The organism is Candidatus Thiodiazotropha sp. AKIB8, assembly GCF_058244675.1.
On sequence record NZ_JBSYOO010000040.1, the window covers coordinates 25,088 to 41,532 of the forward strand.

At 50.9% G+C, this 16,445-nt stretch carries 13 protein-coding genes; 9 read left to right on the forward strand and 4 right to left on the reverse strand.

Translation table 11 applies throughout. The features are described 5' to 3' along the window. Positions 1-186 precede the first annotated feature (186 nt). The 4 genes from AC4IFB_RS13770 to gatC all read right to left on the reverse strand — a co-directional run bounded on the left by AC4IFB_RS13770 (position 187) and on the right by gatC (position 5,875). Positions 187-2,427: a reprolysin-like metallopeptidase gene (locus tag AC4IFB_RS13770; RefSeq protein ID WP_490780461.1), complete on the reverse strand. Its 2,241-nt coding sequence runs from the start codon at positions 2,425-2,427 to the stop codon at positions 187-189. Between the two features lie 98 nt (positions 2,428-2,525). After that, on the reverse strand, positions 2,526-3,959 hold the full coding sequence (gene gatB / locus AC4IFB_RS13775; RefSeq protein ID WP_490775030.1) for an Asp-tRNA(Asn)/Glu-tRNA(Gln) amidotransferase subunit GatB: 1,434 nt from the start codon (positions 3,957-3,959) through the stop codon (positions 2,526-2,528). 133 nt (positions 3,960-4,092) lie between these two features. After that, positions 4,093-5,547, reverse strand: coding sequence for an Asp-tRNA(Asn)/Glu-tRNA(Gln) amidotransferase subunit GatA (gene gatA, locus AC4IFB_RS13780; RefSeq protein ID WP_490775029.1), 1,455 nt, complete (start codon positions 5,545-5,547; stop codon positions 4,093-4,095). Positions 5,548-5,587: 40 nt separating this feature from the next. Further along, complete coding sequence (gene gatC / locus AC4IFB_RS13785; RefSeq protein WP_490775028.1) at positions 5,588-5,875, reverse strand: Asp-tRNA(Asn)/Glu-tRNA(Gln) amidotransferase subunit GatC; 288 nt, start codon at positions 5,873-5,875, stop codon at positions 5,588-5,590. A 365-nt stretch (positions 5,876-6,240) separates the two neighbouring features. On the opposite strand from gatC, the gene AC4IFB_RS13790 reads away from it, so the two are divergent. The 9 genes from AC4IFB_RS13790 to AC4IFB_RS13830 all read left to right on the forward strand — a co-directional run bounded on the left by AC4IFB_RS13790 (position 6,241) and on the right by AC4IFB_RS13830 (position 16,297). Beyond that, positions 6,241-7,050 carry a DUF6502 family protein gene (locus tag AC4IFB_RS13790; protein WP_490775027.1) on the forward strand — a complete coding sequence of 270 codons (810 nt, stop codon included), beginning with the start codon at positions 6,241-6,243 and terminating at the stop codon, positions 7,048-7,050. Positions 7,051-7,054: 4 nt separating this feature from the next. Continuing rightward, on the forward strand, positions 7,055-8,470 hold the full coding sequence (locus tag AC4IFB_RS13795) for a DUF5666 domain-containing protein (protein WP_490780462.1): 1,416 nt from the start codon (positions 7,055-7,057) through the stop codon (positions 8,468-8,470). 371 nt (positions 8,471-8,841) lie between these two features. Continuing rightward, on the forward strand, positions 8,842-9,891 hold the full coding sequence (locus AC4IFB_RS13800; RefSeq protein WP_490775025.1) for a rod shape-determining protein: 1,050 nt from the start codon (positions 8,842-8,844) through the stop codon (positions 9,889-9,891). 128 nt (positions 9,892-10,019) lie between these two features. Continuing rightward, the gene (gene mreC, locus AC4IFB_RS13805) at positions 10,020-10,880 is read left to right on the forward strand and encodes a rod shape-determining protein MreC (protein ID WP_490775024.1); all 861 of its coding nucleotides are present in this window, start codon (positions 10,020-10,022) and stop codon (positions 10,878-10,880) included. Next, positions 10,877-11,365, forward strand: coding sequence for a rod shape-determining protein MreD (gene mreD, locus AC4IFB_RS13810; protein WP_490775023.1), 489 nt, complete (start codon positions 10,877-10,879; stop codon positions 11,363-11,365). Before mreC ends, mreD begins: the two co-directional genes overlap by 4 nt. Positions 11,366-11,368: 3 nt before the next feature. Next, on the forward strand, positions 11,369-13,213 hold the full coding sequence (gene mrdA, locus AC4IFB_RS13815; protein WP_490775022.1) for a penicillin-binding protein 2: 1,845 nt from the start codon (positions 11,369-11,371) through the stop codon (positions 13,211-13,213). Beyond that, a complete protein-coding gene (rodA, locus tag AC4IFB_RS13820) occupies positions 13,213-14,343 on the forward strand; it encodes a rod shape-determining protein RodA (RefSeq protein ID WP_490775021.1) in 1,131 nt (376 codons plus the stop codon). Before mrdA ends, rodA begins: the two co-directional genes overlap by 1 nt. Before the next feature lie 2 nt (positions 14,344-14,345). Continuing rightward, positions 14,346-15,359, forward strand: coding sequence for a lytic murein transglycosylase B (gene mltB / locus AC4IFB_RS13825; RefSeq protein ID WP_490780463.1), 1,014 nt, complete (start codon positions 14,346-14,348; stop codon positions 15,357-15,359). Positions 15,360-15,475: 116 nt separating this feature from the next. Further along, complete coding sequence (locus tag AC4IFB_RS13830) at positions 15,476-16,297, forward strand: septal ring lytic transglycosylase RlpA family protein (protein ID WP_490775019.1); 822 nt, start codon at positions 15,476-15,478, stop codon at positions 16,295-16,297. Positions 16,298-16,445: the final 148 nt, after the last annotated feature.

Consider the following 16,445-nt stretch of genomic DNA (forward strand, 5'->3'; position numbering starts at 1 on the left):
CTTACTCAGCAAAAGAGTATCAACCTGTATAACCGTAATATACGGCAAGTGCAGTTGGTGGGGCATGGCCCCACCCTACACTTTATAACGACAGGTAGGGTGGGGCCATGCCCCACCAAATCGCGCTGGAAATTCACAAAAACCCCCTGCAACCTTCCGTAGATCCTTATCGGCACCTCTATTAATTCAGATGGTTTTCACTGAGGATAGGCGGGAAACCCACCGTGGGTCAGAGCACAAACGAAATACCAGAACCACTCCCATTAGCAGATTCAGCAACCAAACAAGGCCACCACCACCAGGACTATCGAATTTTGTCGCGCTATCCGCATCGGTAAAAACAGTTCCATGTTCCAGGTTATCACCGTCAAGTGATTTACAATCATCTGCTATGTTGAGTGTGCCACCATCAACATTAAACGCTCTATCTGTAAGGTCGAAAAAGAGACCATCTGCACAGGCCAGCATCATACGACCTCTGGTCAGCGTTATATCGGGAAGCTCAAACAGTGCAGAACCACTATTGGCAAAACTTCCCAGGCTTAGCTGCTCCATTCCCTCATCCCGGTATTCACAATAGCTTGTTGGGGGGTCAGTTTCATTCAGACTGAGCAGGCTGATCTCGACTTCCGGACAGTTCAGCTCTGTACCTGCAGTTGACCAGTTGAGGGATTGTGTGGAACCACTGCTGAAGCTACCACCACCATTGATCGAACCACCGCTTATCTCAAAGCTTCCTGAGTCACTGTTCACTGTAATTTCTAGATCATCGCTTGCGACACCTGATTCACCATCCCGCACTGTCAGTCTTAAATTTAGTTGGCGGTTGCTATCAGGGAGGGTTTCACCAATCTCATAGTTATCGGAAATGACAGTGCTTAGGCGAGGAAAATAGCGCTCTGGGGTTGTTTTTGGCAGATAGCTTCGAAACAGCGGATTGCTCTCCCCCGGCAGGTCTGTACCAATTGTCGTTGCATCAGTAGCCCCTGTATCACCGCCCACATCCATCTCATCCCATTGGTAGGAGAGCGAATCCCCATCGAGATCACTGGCCTGACCAGTGACACGAAAAGGGGTGCCGGACGGTATGGTATAGACAACATCATCCCCTGAAGCACCCGCATCGACAGTAGGTGCGTTGTTGCCACTATTGACCAGGGTGCCACAGAGCCTCCCCTCACCCGCGTCGATGAAAGAACGCATCTCCTGAATACTGATGGCATGGAAGGTTGCATCGGAGTTGAGTTGCAGATTTTCATCGCCGCATATACCGGCATAACTCATGATTGTCGAACCACTACCCGGCTCAACAGCACTGATTCCCACTCGGTTTATACCGGCACAGTTGGCTGAAGTACCATTGAAGGAGTGATTGGCATTGAGCTGGTGTCCCAACTCATGGGCGACAAAATCGATATAGAAAACGTCGCTGTCAGGTTTTGATGTGCCGGTATAAGCCTGAGCTTTGAAACTCTGACAGGCTGAACCCACACTCGCCAGACCACCACCCAGAACGCCAAACAGGTGACCGATATCATAGTTGTCAGCCCCAAGGGTAAAATCAAGATTCTCTTGATTTTCATTCAGCATGGTTGGGATTGCATTGGGTGAGTGGGAGTAAGGATCGGATCCCGCATTGGTGTAGATTATCCGGTCATTGTTACCCACCAGTTGAAACTGTATCGCCAGATCCCTTCCGTAAATCTGATTGACCCGGTTGATGGCCGTTACAATTTGAGCCAGGGTTTCGCTCTTATTGCCACCAAAATAGGCGGTATACTCGCCGGTCGCCGCTACTGCCAAACGGTAGATTCGTCGTTGATCACTGCTGTGTGTCTGTTGTGCAGCTGTGACATCAGTTTGTGTGGTTGGAACAGTCTCGGCCTGCTGATGTGTCTGGCACATATTGGGGCTCTTTGTCTGTCCGATTGAGTTGGCGTAATCCCCTTTGTAGAAACTACGATAGTTCCCAGCCTCATCCGGATCGATATAGATTGTTCCCGAAGGGGTCGAGAGCATGGCGTGGAAACCCCTTGGCGTCAGGTCAATCCTTCCTGTGATGGCCGGCTCGTCTATAGCTTTGACCCGGTAGGTGGCTATTTCGGGATAGCGTTGCGCCAGTGCAGGCGCCATAACAGGTGAGGACTCAACCCAAAAACGCTGCATCTGACCATGAGGCATCGGCAGAGCCAGTTCCACGCCAACTTCAGGATCAGCAGTGAATTCAGCTGGGGCCTGTAACAACAGGCTTTGCATTTTATTCAGGTCTGCTTGAAGGGCACGGTAATAGACGGGGGCGCCAGTTACACCTTTGGCAGCAAAGGTCTGGCTGTCGAGATCATGCCAGATACGTTCATCTGCTTGGAGAGGAAGTGCCAGAAACAGCCAGATCCATCCGCTCAACTTTTTCCAGTTGCAATTCCCCATTATGCCCTCTTAATTAGTCCGGCGATGAGATAGTCCGCTTTTAGCCACTGGGAGCAGATAAGCGATTTCCTTCAATGAATTCGCTTCCTTTACTACCCTCACCCCTTCAGCTTACCGAGCAGGATCTGATTGACCTGTCCTGGATTGGCTTTTCCCTGAGTCTGCTTCATGACCTGACCAACAAAAAAGCCTAACAACTTATCCTTGCCGGCTCGGAACTGCTCTACCTGCTTCGGGTTATTGGCAATAATTTCGTCAATGATCGACTCTATCTGGCCTGTATCGGTGATCTGTTTCAACCCTTTGGCCTCAATCACCGTATCAGCATCTCCATCACCCTGCCAGATCCCTTCAAATACCTGCTTTGCCAGCTTGCCGGAGATGGTGTTATCAGCGATCCGCTTCAGCAAACCGCCAAGGTGTTCGGCACTGACAGGAGACTCACTGATATCCAGACCCGCTTTGTTCAACGCGCCTGCAAGCTCCACTGTGACCCAGTTTGCGGCTATTTTCGGACTGGCACCAGTGGCTACCACCTGCTCAAAATAGTCGGCCTGCCTGCGACTATGGGTCAACATCTTCGCGTCTGAGGTGGAGAGTTGATAGTCTGACTCGAAACGCCGCTCTTTCTGAGCTGGCAGTTCCGGCATGCGTTGCTTTGCCTGCTCCAGGCGCTGCGGTGTAATTTCCACCGGCAGTAGATCCGGATCGGGGAAATAGCGATAGTCGTTTGCCTCTTCCTTGCTACGCATAGAGCGGGTCTCGTCACGATCCGCGTCATAGAGACGGGTCTCCTGCACTATCTTCTTACCACTTTCGAGAAGATCGATCTGGCGCTCCCTTTCGAAGTTCATGGCACGCTCGAGAAAACGAAAGGAGTTGAGGTTCTTCAACTCTGTTCTGGTACCCAACGCTTCCTGGCCCATGGGCCGCATCGAAAGGTTTGCATCGACCCGGAATGAACCCTCCTGCATGTTGCCATCACAAATACCCAGATAGACCACCAGCTGATGTATCTTTCGTGCATAGGCCACTGCTTCCTTGATGGAACGCATATCAGGTTCGGAGACGATCTCAAGTAGTGGGGTGCCGGTACGGTTCAGGTCGATGCCGCTCATGCCATGAAAATCCTCATGCAGCGACTTACCCGCATCTTCCTCAAGGTGAGCACGGGTAATTCCGATTATCTTCTGTTGACCATCATCAAGATCGATGGTTAGAGATCCCTTGCCGACAATCGGCAACTCAAACTGACTGATCTGATACCCCTTCGGTAGATCTGGATAGAAATAGTTCTTACGGGCAAAGACTGAACGTGAACCGATCTCCGCATCAACAGCCAATCCAAACATTATCGCCATATCCACGGCGGCTTCGTTGAGCACCGGCAGCACACCGGGAAATCCCAGATCAATGATGCAGGCCTGGGTATTCGGTTCAGCTCCGTAGGCGATCGACGCTCCGGAAAAAATCTTCGATTTGGAGGCAAGTTGGGTATGTATTTCCAGCCCGATGACGGTTTCCCACTGCATATCTCTAACTCTATATTTACTTTGTCTGGTTTGTGTCGTCGGCCGGAGGCTCGACTAGACGCTTATGACCGCATGCATTGATGCAGCCTTTAACAGAGGATCATCCAAAAACCCTGACGCTATCATCGATAGACTAAGCCATGCCCTCAGGGATTAGACGATGCCACTCTGTCTCCTGTTGAAACCGATGTGCCACATTCAGCAACTTGGCTTCAGAAAAATAGTTACCTATAACCTGCAGTCCCACAGGCAGTCCATTTACTGGGCCTACAGGCAGAGACATACCCGGCAGACCAGCCAGATTCGCCGCAATGGTATAGATATCATTGAGGTACATGGTAACCGGATCATCGGTCTTCTCACCCAGATTGAATGCGGTTGCCGGCGTTGCCGGGCCCATAATGACATCCACTTCCTCAAAGGCCCGCTTGAAATCATCTGAGATCAGATGACGGGTTTTCTGTGCCTTCAGATAGTATGCATCATAGTAACCTGCTGAGAGCGCATAGGTTCCTATCATGATACGCCGCTTAACCTCACTACCAAAACCCTCACCCCGTGATCGTTTATAGAGATCCTCAAGATCTTTAGGCTGCTCACAACGGTAGCCGAAACGCACGCCATCGAAGCGGGAGAGGTTGGAAGAGCACTCCGCAGGAGCGACTACATAGTATGTAGGTACAGCTAAGTGGCTGTTGGGCAGAGTGATTTCAACCACCTGGGCACCCAAACTTTTATAGACTTCGATGGCCGTTGCTATTGAACTGCTCACATCTGAATCGAGACCTTCACCAAAATACTCTTTCGGCAGCCCGATCTTCAGCCCCTCAAGGGAATCATTCAGGCCAGAGGAGTAGTCAGGCACAGGTTGATCGGCACTGGTGGAGTCCTTAGGGTCGAATCCCGCCATGTTCTGCAGCAGCAACGCCACATCCTCAGCGCTGGCAGCCATCGGCCCTGCCTGATCAAGACTCGAGGCAAATGCGATCATTCCGAAACGGGAGACACGGCCGTAGGTTGGCTTGAGACCGGTAATGCCACACAGAGCTGCTGGCTGACGTATCGAACCCCCTGTATCGGTACCCGTTGCAGCTGACACCAACCTCGCCGCGACTGCAGCAGCTGAGCCACCCGATGAACCACCAGGCACCTTATTCAGATTCCAGGGATTATGCACAGGACCATAAAAGCTAGTCTCATTCGATGACCCCATGGCGAATTCATCCATATTGGCTTTGCCGAGAGTAACCACTCCGGCCTGCTTCAATCGGGTGACCACAGTAGCATCGTAGGGTGAGATAAAATTATCCAGCATCCTGGAACCACAGCTGGTTTTCACACCTTGAGTGCAAAAGATATCCTTCTGCACAATAGGAATGCCGGTCAAAGGCCCCGCCTCTCCAGACGCTATCTTCTGATCCGCAGCCGCCGCTTCAAGCAGAGCCTGTTCCGGGGTAGTGGTGATGAAGGCGTTGATATCACCATCCAAACGCTCGATGCGCTCGATATAGTGGCGGGTCAACTCTACACTGGAAAATTCACCAGCCTTTAGACCGGCACCCAGCTCTACAATTGTTTTCTTATGCATGGTTTGACTTCATTGAATATGAGTAATTGTCAGACGACTGCTACTCAATCACCTTGGGGACCAGATAGAGGCCGTTTTCAACTTGAGGTGCCACAGCCTGGTTCTCTTCGCGACGGTCTGCTTCAGTAACTTCATCCTGTCGCAGTCGTTGTGCCATATGAAGAGGGTGAGACATCGGCTCGATATCATCGGTTTCCGCTGCCTCCAACTGCTCTACCAGCTCAAGAATTTTACTCAATTCAGTGGCATAGCCTTCAACCTGCTTTTCATCCAGCGCCATTCGCGCCAAATGGGCAATCTTTTCAACATCGGAGCGATCTAGTGACATCCGGCTGATTCCTGGTTCGAAAAAGAGAGGAATCTACCATATTCTGCTCAGTGGATACATGCCGAAGACGTTGATCACTGGAGCAAATGAGAGACTTTGTTACGGATTGATTTACAAATAGTTCAGATATCAAGGCAGTGTAGTAGCAAAAATGTGACAAACATACCGCTTTCACCCTGAGAATTAGCATCTATAATACCTTAATAGATTCAGTTGGGATATTATTCCCAACAGAATATCGAATGGTCAAAAAATTTAGGGAATATTTGACCAGAATCGATAAATATCAAAGACAGTCAGCATTAACCAAGACTAGAGTCAATAAACTAGAGAATTGCCGTTTAGCAGGATAGTCAAATACCGTTATGGATGAAAACCGCAAAGTACTGACCTCCTCAATCCTGAAGCTGCTAAGGCCGCTTATCAGACTCATGCTGCGTAATGGGTTTACCTATGGTGACTTTGCCGACCTCAGTAAATGGATATTTATGGATGTTGCCTCAAACGAGTTCGGAATTCCCGGTCGTAAGCAGACCGTCTCCCGGGTTTCAGTCATTACCGGTCTGACCCGCAAAGAGGTCAGCCGTCTGCAGAAGATCGACACCCCGGATGTCAGCGCAATCGCCCACCAGTACAACCGGGCAGCCAGAGTTATCTCCGGCTGGCTTAGAGATCCGCGATTTTTAACCAAAAAAGGCCATCCGGCCCCACTAAAATTTGACCAGGGTAAAAACAATTTCAGTGATCTGGTGCGTGAGCACAGTGGCGACGTCCCACCCAGGGCCATCTACGACGAACTCCATAGAGTCGGTACCATAGCCAAAGATGAATCGGGAAAAATAACACTGCTCAGTGATGGTTATATTCCGCGCACAGGCGAAACCGGCAAGCTGCATATCCTGGGTACCGATGTAGAGCTCCTTATTGAAACAATTGACCATAATCTGCAGACTGGCTCGCAAACACCCCATTTTCAGCGCAAAGTCTCCTATAACAATCTACCAGCAGAAGTACTACCGGAATTTCGAAACCTAAGTGCTGAAAAGTCACAAGCGCTACTATTGGAGTGCGACAAATTTCTTTCCCAACACGATAGGGATATTGAACCAAACTCTGAAGGTACCGGGCGCAAACAGGCGGGCATCGGTATCTACTACTTCGAAAAGGATGTATAGCTGCATGGTTAGACCAAACAGATTTTTTACCCCAATTGTCTGCGCCATATTGATCAGTGCACTCTATAGCTGTGGTGGTGGAGGTGGTGGTTCACAGGTCGCAGACGGTGGCATAGGCGGAACCGGGGTTACTCAGGGTCGAGTCACCAGTTTTGGCTCTATTTTCGTCAACGGCGTTGAATATGAGACAGACAATGCCAGCTTCACTGTCAACAATGCAGATGGAACCCAGGATGACCTGGCAATCGGCATGGTGGTGCGTATCAGCGGCAGCAGTGATCAGACCACCGCAACAGGCGAAGCAGAGAGTGTTGAATACGACAGCTTGATCGAAGGGGTGATCGACGCCAATAACATCGCCACCAATGACACCCTGGTCATCATGAATCAAACCATCGTGGTGGATCAGGATACTGTCTATGAGAATCCCTTCGATGCCACATCGCTGGAAGCACTGCCTACCAATAGTGTGGTAGAGGTAAGCGGCTTCACCGATGGAAACGGTGATATCCTGGCAACTCGCATTGAAGTCAAATCCCTGGGGTGGGCCGGTGACGACCTGGAAGTATCTGGTGTTGTCAGCAATATATCGGGCACTCAGTTTCAGATAGGCGATCTGGTGATTGAAGCGGCTGACGCTCTACCTATCCCCCCTGAAGGCACCTTTGTAGAAGTTGAAGGTAATAGTTTTTCCGGCACTATCTTTGAGGCCGACAGCATCGAAATCGAAGGGGACGGCAGCAACCAGATTGCTGATGATGGGGATGAGGTCGAAATCGAGGGAAGAATCACATCTGCGCTGAACAGCCAGGATCAGTTTGCACTGAACGGCCAGCTTGTCGATGCCTCAGCCACCAATTTCAGTGGTCAGACCAGCATGCTCACAGTTGGCCGGTTGGCCAAAGTGGAAGGTGTCATGGACGGATCCATACTCCTTGCTGAAGAGATCGAACTCAAGGTGGAAGCATCGGAAAGAGGCGAATTGGCCGGCATCCTGGGCGCTGATAACGTTGATACTGCTGCGGGAACGATCAATCTGCTTGGCCAGACCATCCAGATCAACAACTCCACCATCATGAAAAGTGATCTGGAAGGTGAGTCCACCTTTACCCTGACTCAACTCGAAGCGACAGACTACCTGGAAGCCAAAATCTATAGCGATAACGGTGTTTTGATCGCCACAAAACTTGAGCGTGATGACCCACCACGCAACCACACCGCCGAAGTCGAGGGAACCCCAACCCTCATTGATGACAATACGATCAGCGTTTTTGGGGTTGTCGTGGATCTATCCGGCGTTAATTATCAATTCTCGTCCAGTTTGGTTGAGATTGATGGCGACTATATCGATGGTGTATTTGTCGCCAGCTCGATTGAAAGCGAAGATGACCAGGATAGCGATCATCATGATCATGATTGAGATTTAATCGATAACAGCCAACCAGACCTAGCGATACCGGGCCTGGTTGGCACTATTAAGCTGACACCTTTATAGCCATCTTCAGGGCTCCAACCATTCCCAGCCAGTTGAGCATGGATTTTCACAAATTACTGCAATCACCACTCGCGCAGAAGCCACAGTTTCAAGCATAAAATCTTTTTTATCCTCAAAAAGCGTGAATTCTGCGTTAATCCCCATCCCCATTCTTGCTCAACTCCTGTACCATTGATAGATTAGCCGTCTTTTGGTTTATCCAGGATCTTTCGGACAGATGTAGTTGCAATCCCGCTACCCTCCAGAGCCCCGATAAACCCATATATCAACCACTGACACGAGAAGATAAAAGATCCATGCTGTTCAGACGCATCCGTGGCTTATTTTCCAATGATCTTTCCATCGATCTGGGTACCGCCAACACACTAATTTACGCCCGCGGTCAGGGCATTGTGTTAAACGAACCATCCGTGGTCGCTATCCGCCAGGACAGAGGTCCGGGTGGCGCCAAATCGGTAGTTGCCGTCGGTGAGGACGCCAAAAAAATGCTTGGCCGAACCCCTGCAAACATTACCGCAATCCGACCGATGAAAGAGGGCGTCATTGCCGATTTCACAGTCACTGAAAAGATGCTGCAATATTTCATCCACAAGGTTCATGAGACAAGAATCATTCGCCCCAGCCCGCGGGTACTTGTCTGTGTGCCCTGTGGCTCCACCCAGGTTGAGCGACGCGCAATAAAAGAATCAGCCGCTGGTGCAGGAGCGCGTGAGGTCTACCTGATCGAAGAGCCGATGTCTGCCGCGATTGGTGCAGGTCTGCCGGTTGATGAGGCCCGTGGATCGATGGTACTGGATATCGGTGGTGGCACATCAGAAGTCGCAATTATCTCGTTGAACGGTATCGTCTACGCCAATTCAGTCAGAGTCGGCGGCGATCGCTTTGACGAAGCAATCGTCAACTATGTCCGTCGTAACTACGGCACCCTGATCGGTGAGGCCACTGCTGAACGCATCAAACATGAGATCGGCTCCGCCTATCCAGGCAATGAAGTGAAGGAGATCGATGTCAAAGGCCGCAATCTTGCAGAAGGCATTCCCCGGAGCTTCACCCTCAACAGTAATGAGATCCTGGAAGCACTTCAGGAACCACTTTCTGGCATTGTTGGCGCAGTAAAAACGGCGCTGGAACAGACGCCTCCGGAACTTGGGGCAGATGTTGCCGAGCGGGGTATTGTACTTACCGGTGGCGGTGCTTTACTGAAAGATATCGACCGCTTACTGCAGGAGGAGACCGGCCTGCCTGTGATCGTGGCAGAAGACCCTCTGACCTGTGTCGCCCGTGGTGGCGGTCGGGCATTGGAGTTGATAGACGAGCGAGGTGGTGAGTTCTTCATGGTTGACTAAAGGGTTTCTCAGCTGCGAATTCTCTCCCCGGAGTGAGCGCATGCACTTAGGCAGCCCACACTATATGGAGCTATTCAGCCATTAAACTTATCTTTACACAGGGGCCATCCATCACTACCCGACTGGTGGTGGCTGCGCTCCTCTCCACTTCATTGATGGTTCTGGATCATCGGTATAACCACCTGGAATCACTACGATCAGCCCTGTCCGTACTACTCTATCCAATCCAATACCTTGCCAGTCTGCCTCTATTGCTGAGTGAATCGGCCAGTGAAGCCATCGTCAGTCGCTCACAGCTGGAGGAGCAGAGGGATAACCTGCATCAGGAAAACCTTCAATTACGCGCCAGGCTACAAAAGTTTGAGGCTCTTGAAGCTGAAAACATGCGCTTAAGAGGCCTGCTCGACTCCTCCTTCAAGGTTGGCGACCGGGTACTGATTGCTGAACTGATCGCTGTCGAACAGGACCCTTTCCGTCAACAGGTGTTGATCAATAAAGGCAAAAGCTCTGGTCTGTTTGAAGGACAGCCTGTTCTGGATGCCAATGCAGTCGTTGGTCAGGTAACCCATATCAATCCATTTAACGCCAGTGTTTTATTGATCACCGATGCAGCGCACGCCTTACCTGTTCAGGTCAATCGAAACGGTCTCCGCACCATTGCGCTCGGTACAGGCTTGATCAACAGACTGGAACTACCCCACCTACCCAATAATGCCGATATCCAGGTAGGTGATCTGCTGATCACCTCAGGTCTGGGGGGAGGATTCCCCCCCGGTTACCCCGTAGCGGAAGTGATAGAGGTACGACGAGAACCCGGACAGCCTTTCGCATCAGTGATAGCCCAGACCACGGCCCATCTGGACAGGATACGTGAAGTACTGTTGGTCTGGACCCTCGATCCCAGTGTCTCTATTGCTGAATCCAGGGTAGTTACACCGCCCTCCAATGAGGCTGAAGATACGACTTCTGAAGCCGAGGAGGCTGAATGATCGGTCAATCTCCAAGTCGTAACTCCGTTATCTATACAACCCTGCTTGCTGGATTCATTCTCACCATCATGCCACTTCCCGAATGGGCGAACGCCTACCGTCCGCAATGGGTTGCTCTGATACTGATCTATTGGTGCATGCAACGTCCTGAACGTATCGGAGTAGGTGTGGGATTTACCACCGGCTTTTTGCTGGATGTACTCACTGGCACCCTGCTGGGTCAACACGCTTTAGGTTTTTCTGTCATCGCCTATATCATGTTAAGACTGCATCTACGGGTAAGGGTCATGCCATTGCGGCAACAGGTATTCACCATTTTCATACTGTTACTGGTTGAACGACTGCTCGCACTTTGGTCTACCGGAGCTGCCAACTATCCAACCCCCTCACTCTGGTACTGGGTTACACCGCTAATCAGTACTTTGCTCTGGCCCTGGGTCTATATTCTATTGCGGGATATCAGCCACCGCTTTAATGTCAGTTAACCTATGCCTCAATCCTCAATCAAGGACTATCTGCACGAGAGCCAGCTCTTCCTGGGACGGGCAATCGTCTCCAGCATCCTGGTTATCATCGCCCTGGGGGTACTGGTTGGCAGACTTTTTTTTCTCCAGGTAGAGAATCACGAACACTTCACCACCCTATCACAGGATAATCGGGTAAAACTTGAGCCTCTGCCTCCAACCCGAGGTTTGATCTTCGATCGTAATGGCACCATCCTGGCGCAAAACCTGCCTGCCTATAGCCTGGAGATCGTCCCGGAAAAGACCAAGGATTTACAGACAACAATCGACCGTCTGAGTGAAATCATCACCATCAGTGAGGATGATATCCAGCGTTTTCACCGCTTACGCAAACAGCGCCGACGTTTCGACAGCATTCCCATCCGAGTGCGTCTGCAGGAAGAGGAGGTTGCACGGATCGCTATCCATCGCCACAGATTTCCCGGTGTGGATGTCAAAGCCACCCTGCTTCGAGACTATCCACAAGGGGTTCAGACAGCCCATTTGTTGGGATACGTTGGCCGGATCAATGAAAAAGAGCTGCTGCAGATCGACACCTCCAACTACAGTGGCACAGACTTCATCGGCAAGAACGGCGTCGAAAAGAGCTATGAAAGCATGCTGCATGGCCAGGTAGGCCTGCAACAGGTGGAGGTCAACGCCAAGGGACGGGTGCTTCGGGTACTTGAAAATCAACCCCCTCAGCCTGGCGACAACCTGCAGCTATTTCTGGATATGGAGCTGCAATCCACCGCCCTGGAGGCTCTGGGAGAGTACAACGGCGCTGTGGTGGCGATGGATATTGAAACCGGGGGGGTTCTGACCCTGGTGAGTAAGCCGGGTTACAACCCAAACCTTTTTGTTGATGGCATCAGCAGCAAAGCTTACAGAGCACTGGAATCATCCCTGGATAACCCGCTGTTTAATCGCGCCATAAGAGGGCAGTATCCTCCCGGCTCCACAGTTAAGCCATTTATTGGCCTGGCTGGTCTGGAGTACGACGTGGTTGGCTTTCACCAGGAGACCTACTGCCCTGGTTACTACCAATTACCCGGCAAGGAGCACAAATACCGAGACTGGAAAAAGTGGGGCCATGGAAAAGTCGATATGCATCAGGCAATCGTGCAGTCCTGCGATGTCTACTACTATGAGCTTGCCAGAACACTGGGGATCGACCGGTTGCACGAATTTCTCACTGGATTCGGTTTCGGAATCCCTTCTAAAGTTGACCTGGATGGTGAGTTGTCAGGATTGATGCCAAGTCGTGATTGGAAACAGAGTAAACGTCGCGAACCCTGGTATCCCGGAGAGACATTGATCGTCGGTATCGGTCAAGGCTACTTTCTGGCCACCCCACTCCAATTGGCGTCCGCAACCGCGACCCTTGCTAACCGGGGACATCGAATTCGACCAAGGGTGGTTGCAACCATTGAAAGTCCGGATAAGGTTAAAAGGGAGAGCCCGAAGATTGAAGATGTTTTACATCAGCTCGATCCGGAGCATTGGAACCAGGTGATCAGTGCCATGACCGACGTGGTCGAGGGTCAACGGGGTACAGCGAGATCCATCAGAAGCAACGAATATCGTATAGCCGGTAAAACAGGTACTGCGCAAGTATTCAGCGTCAAACAGGATGAGGAGTATGATGAGGAGAATACCGCTAAACGAAAGCGGGATCATGCACTGTTTATCGCCTTCGCACCTGTTGAATCACCTAAAATAGCAATCGCTGTGGTGGTGGAAAATGGCGGCCATGGGGGATCGGTAGCAGCGCCGATTGCGCGTAAAGTTATGGACAGTTATCTGCTGAAAAATCAACAGGATCAATAGTGGCTAAGCCGCACATTACATTCCACGACTCGCAACCAGCCAAGGCCTATGGTCTTCTGGCCTGGCTGCATATCGACTTACCCTTGCTACTGTCGTTGTTGATGCTGGTCGGTGTCGGACTGACAATTCTGTTCAGTGCCGGAGATGAGGAGATGATCCTGCTGCAGAAACAGTTGGTTCGCCTGGGTTTCGGATTCACTGTTATGGTCATACTTGCTCAAATCCACCCTGATAATTTCCGCCGATGGTCCCCTTGGCTGTATGGCCTGGGCATTCTATTTCTGATTTCGGTCATTCTGTTCGGCGAACTCGGTAAAGGGGCGCAGCGCTGGCTCGACCTCGGTTTTGTTCGTTTCCAGCCCTCTGAGATGTTCAAACTCACACTGCCAATGGTGATTGCCTGGTATCTGGCAGAAAAACGGCTTCCCCCAAGCCCATCAAGATTGATTACAGCAGCCTTGTTCACCATTATCCCGGTGCTGCTCATCGCAAAACAGCCAGATCTTGGCACTGCCCTATTGGTAGGATCAGGTGGCGCGTTTGCCCTTTTTCTGGCGGGCATCAGTTGGCGCCTGATTTTTATCGCCGGCGCACTCATGGCGGCCATGGGTCCCCTTGCCTGGTACCTGATGCACGACTACCAACGGCAACGTGTACTTACTTTTCTCAACCCGGAGAGTGACCCCCTTGGTACGGGCTATCACATTATCCAGTCCAAAATAGCCATCGGATCAGGAGGGATCAGCGGTAAAGGCTGGCTGAACGGTACTCAATCCCACCTGGAATTCCTCCCAGAAAGACATACTGATTTCATTTTTGCAGTTATCTCGGAGGAGTTCGGATTAGTCGGAATCATCGCCCTGCTGATCCTCTATCTATTTATCATCCTAAGAGGGCTATATATCGCCTCCCAGGCCCAGGATACCTTCGGTCGCATTCTCGCAGGCGCATTATCACTGATATTTTTTGTCTATCTTTTTGTGAATGCGGGAATGGTTACCGGTTTACTACCTGTTGTGGGTGTACCCTTACCCTTGATCAGTTACGGCGGCACATCCCTGGTGACCATTTTGGCAAGCTTCGGTATGCTGATGTCCATACAAACACACAAAAAATTGCTACCAACATAGATATGAAGCAAATAACGACACAACTTATACTTGTTTTTCTCCTTAGCCTGAGCAACCTGGCCTGCGCCCATACGCCTCAGATGAGAGCTGAATATAAGGCTTTCGCTACGGAGATGGCTGACAAACATGGATTCAAGGCTGAAGAGGTTGAAAAGCTACTCATCGGCACCCGATACAGAGACGATATTATCGCTGCCATCACACGACCGGCTGAATCCAAAGCCTGGCACCAGTATCGACCGATTTTCATCAAGCCAGACCGTGTGGCTGGTGGTTTAAAATTCTGGAAGGAGAACGAATCGCTGCTGGAAAAAGCCAATCAAACATTTGGGGTTCCAGCAGAGATCATCGTCGCTATTATTGGGGTTGAGACCCGTTATGGGCGCCATACGGGCAAGTACCGGGTTGTCGACGCCCTCACAACCCTCGCTTTCGGTTATCCAAAACGCGCCAAGTTCTTCCGCCGGGAGCTTGAAGAGTTTCTGTTACTCAGCCGTGAAGAGCAGGTCGATCCGGCTGGCGCATTAGGATCTTATGCAGGCGCCATGGGTAAACCTCAATTTATTTCAAGCAGTTACCGTCAGTATGCCGTGGATGGCGATGGCGATAACAAGCGAGACCTATGGCACAATAATGCCGACATCATTGCCAGTGTCGCGAACTATTTCAAGGTACATGGCTGGAAGAAGGGTCAACCGATCACTCGACAAGTCCATGGGTCCGATGCTCTACAACGCTATGTGGATGCGGGTATGAAACCGAGCATACAGGTTGCAGAGTTGCTTGCTGAAGGGGTCAAACCCCTCAACCAGGAACCACTCGACCCGGAAGCGTTGACCAGTCTGATCAAACTTGATGCCGGGAGTCAGCAGGAGTATTGGCTGGGTCTTCACAACTTCTACGTGATCACCCGTTACAATCACAGCAATCTCTACGCCATGGCTGCCTACCAGCTGAGCCAGGAGATCCTTGCTGCCAAGCGAGCAGCAGAAAAGGCTTCGTCCTCTAACCAATAGAGCTTATGGTGATGTTGTACTGTGTCGGGTGTAGGGAATTTCATCGGCTTTCATCAAACCAGTATTTTACGAGGTATGCTTTGCAGGACCGTAAGATTCGCCCGTGGATATAATCGATGAAAACCAGTAGGTTTAATCTCATAGTATGCCTCTCTCTGTTGATCCTTGCAGGTTGCAGCAGTAGGCCCGGCATTCACTCAGATGGTGTCAGTCCTCACCATCCGCCACCTTCGGATATAGCGACTATTCCTGATGCTGTACCCAAGGACGAACCTAAAAGCAGATATGGCAATCCAGCCAGTTATGAGGTCTTTGGCAAACGCTACTACACCCTTTCCGAGAGTCAGGGTTACAGTGCCCGTGGCATAGCCTCCTGGTATGGCAGTAAATTTCATGGACGACGTACCAGCAGTGGTGAACCCTATGATATGTATGCCATGACCGCTGCCCACAAGACACTCCCTCTGCCCAGCTATGCACGTGTCACCAATCTCAAGAACAATCGCAGCGTGGTGGTTAAGGTTAATGACCGCGGCCCCTTCCACGACAATCGCCTGATCGATCTCTCCTACTCTGCCGCATGGAAACTGGGCATCACTGGTGAAGGAACCGGCCTGGTCGAAGTCACAACAGTAGAGGCAGGCCAGCCAGAGCCTAAGCCACGCCGAATTGCCGCCCCTGTCAGCAAAAGGAGAGGCGCACTACCTGAACTGTTTCTGCAGGTTGGTGCATTCGGTGATTCAAATAATGCTAACCGACTTAAAACCAGGTTAGAGGAACAATTGAAGACCAGTGTACTCATACACGGCAATGATTCCCCCAACAACAGAGTCTACCGAGTACAGGTAGGACCTATTGCGAGTGTCGAAATGGCTGATCATCTCAGTCAGCGACTGAGTCAGCTCGGTATTGAGAATCCCCATGTGGTGATTCGCTAGTGTAGTGCGTCATATAAACCATGTATTTAGAAAGCCGCTCAAGCCGTGAGTGCAAGGCGCAGCCCGCAGGTAATGGTTGTTCCCTTACCAAGGGGTGCAACGCCGCAATCGCGGCTTGAGTGGCTTCCCGCAGGGCGAGGCAGGTGAT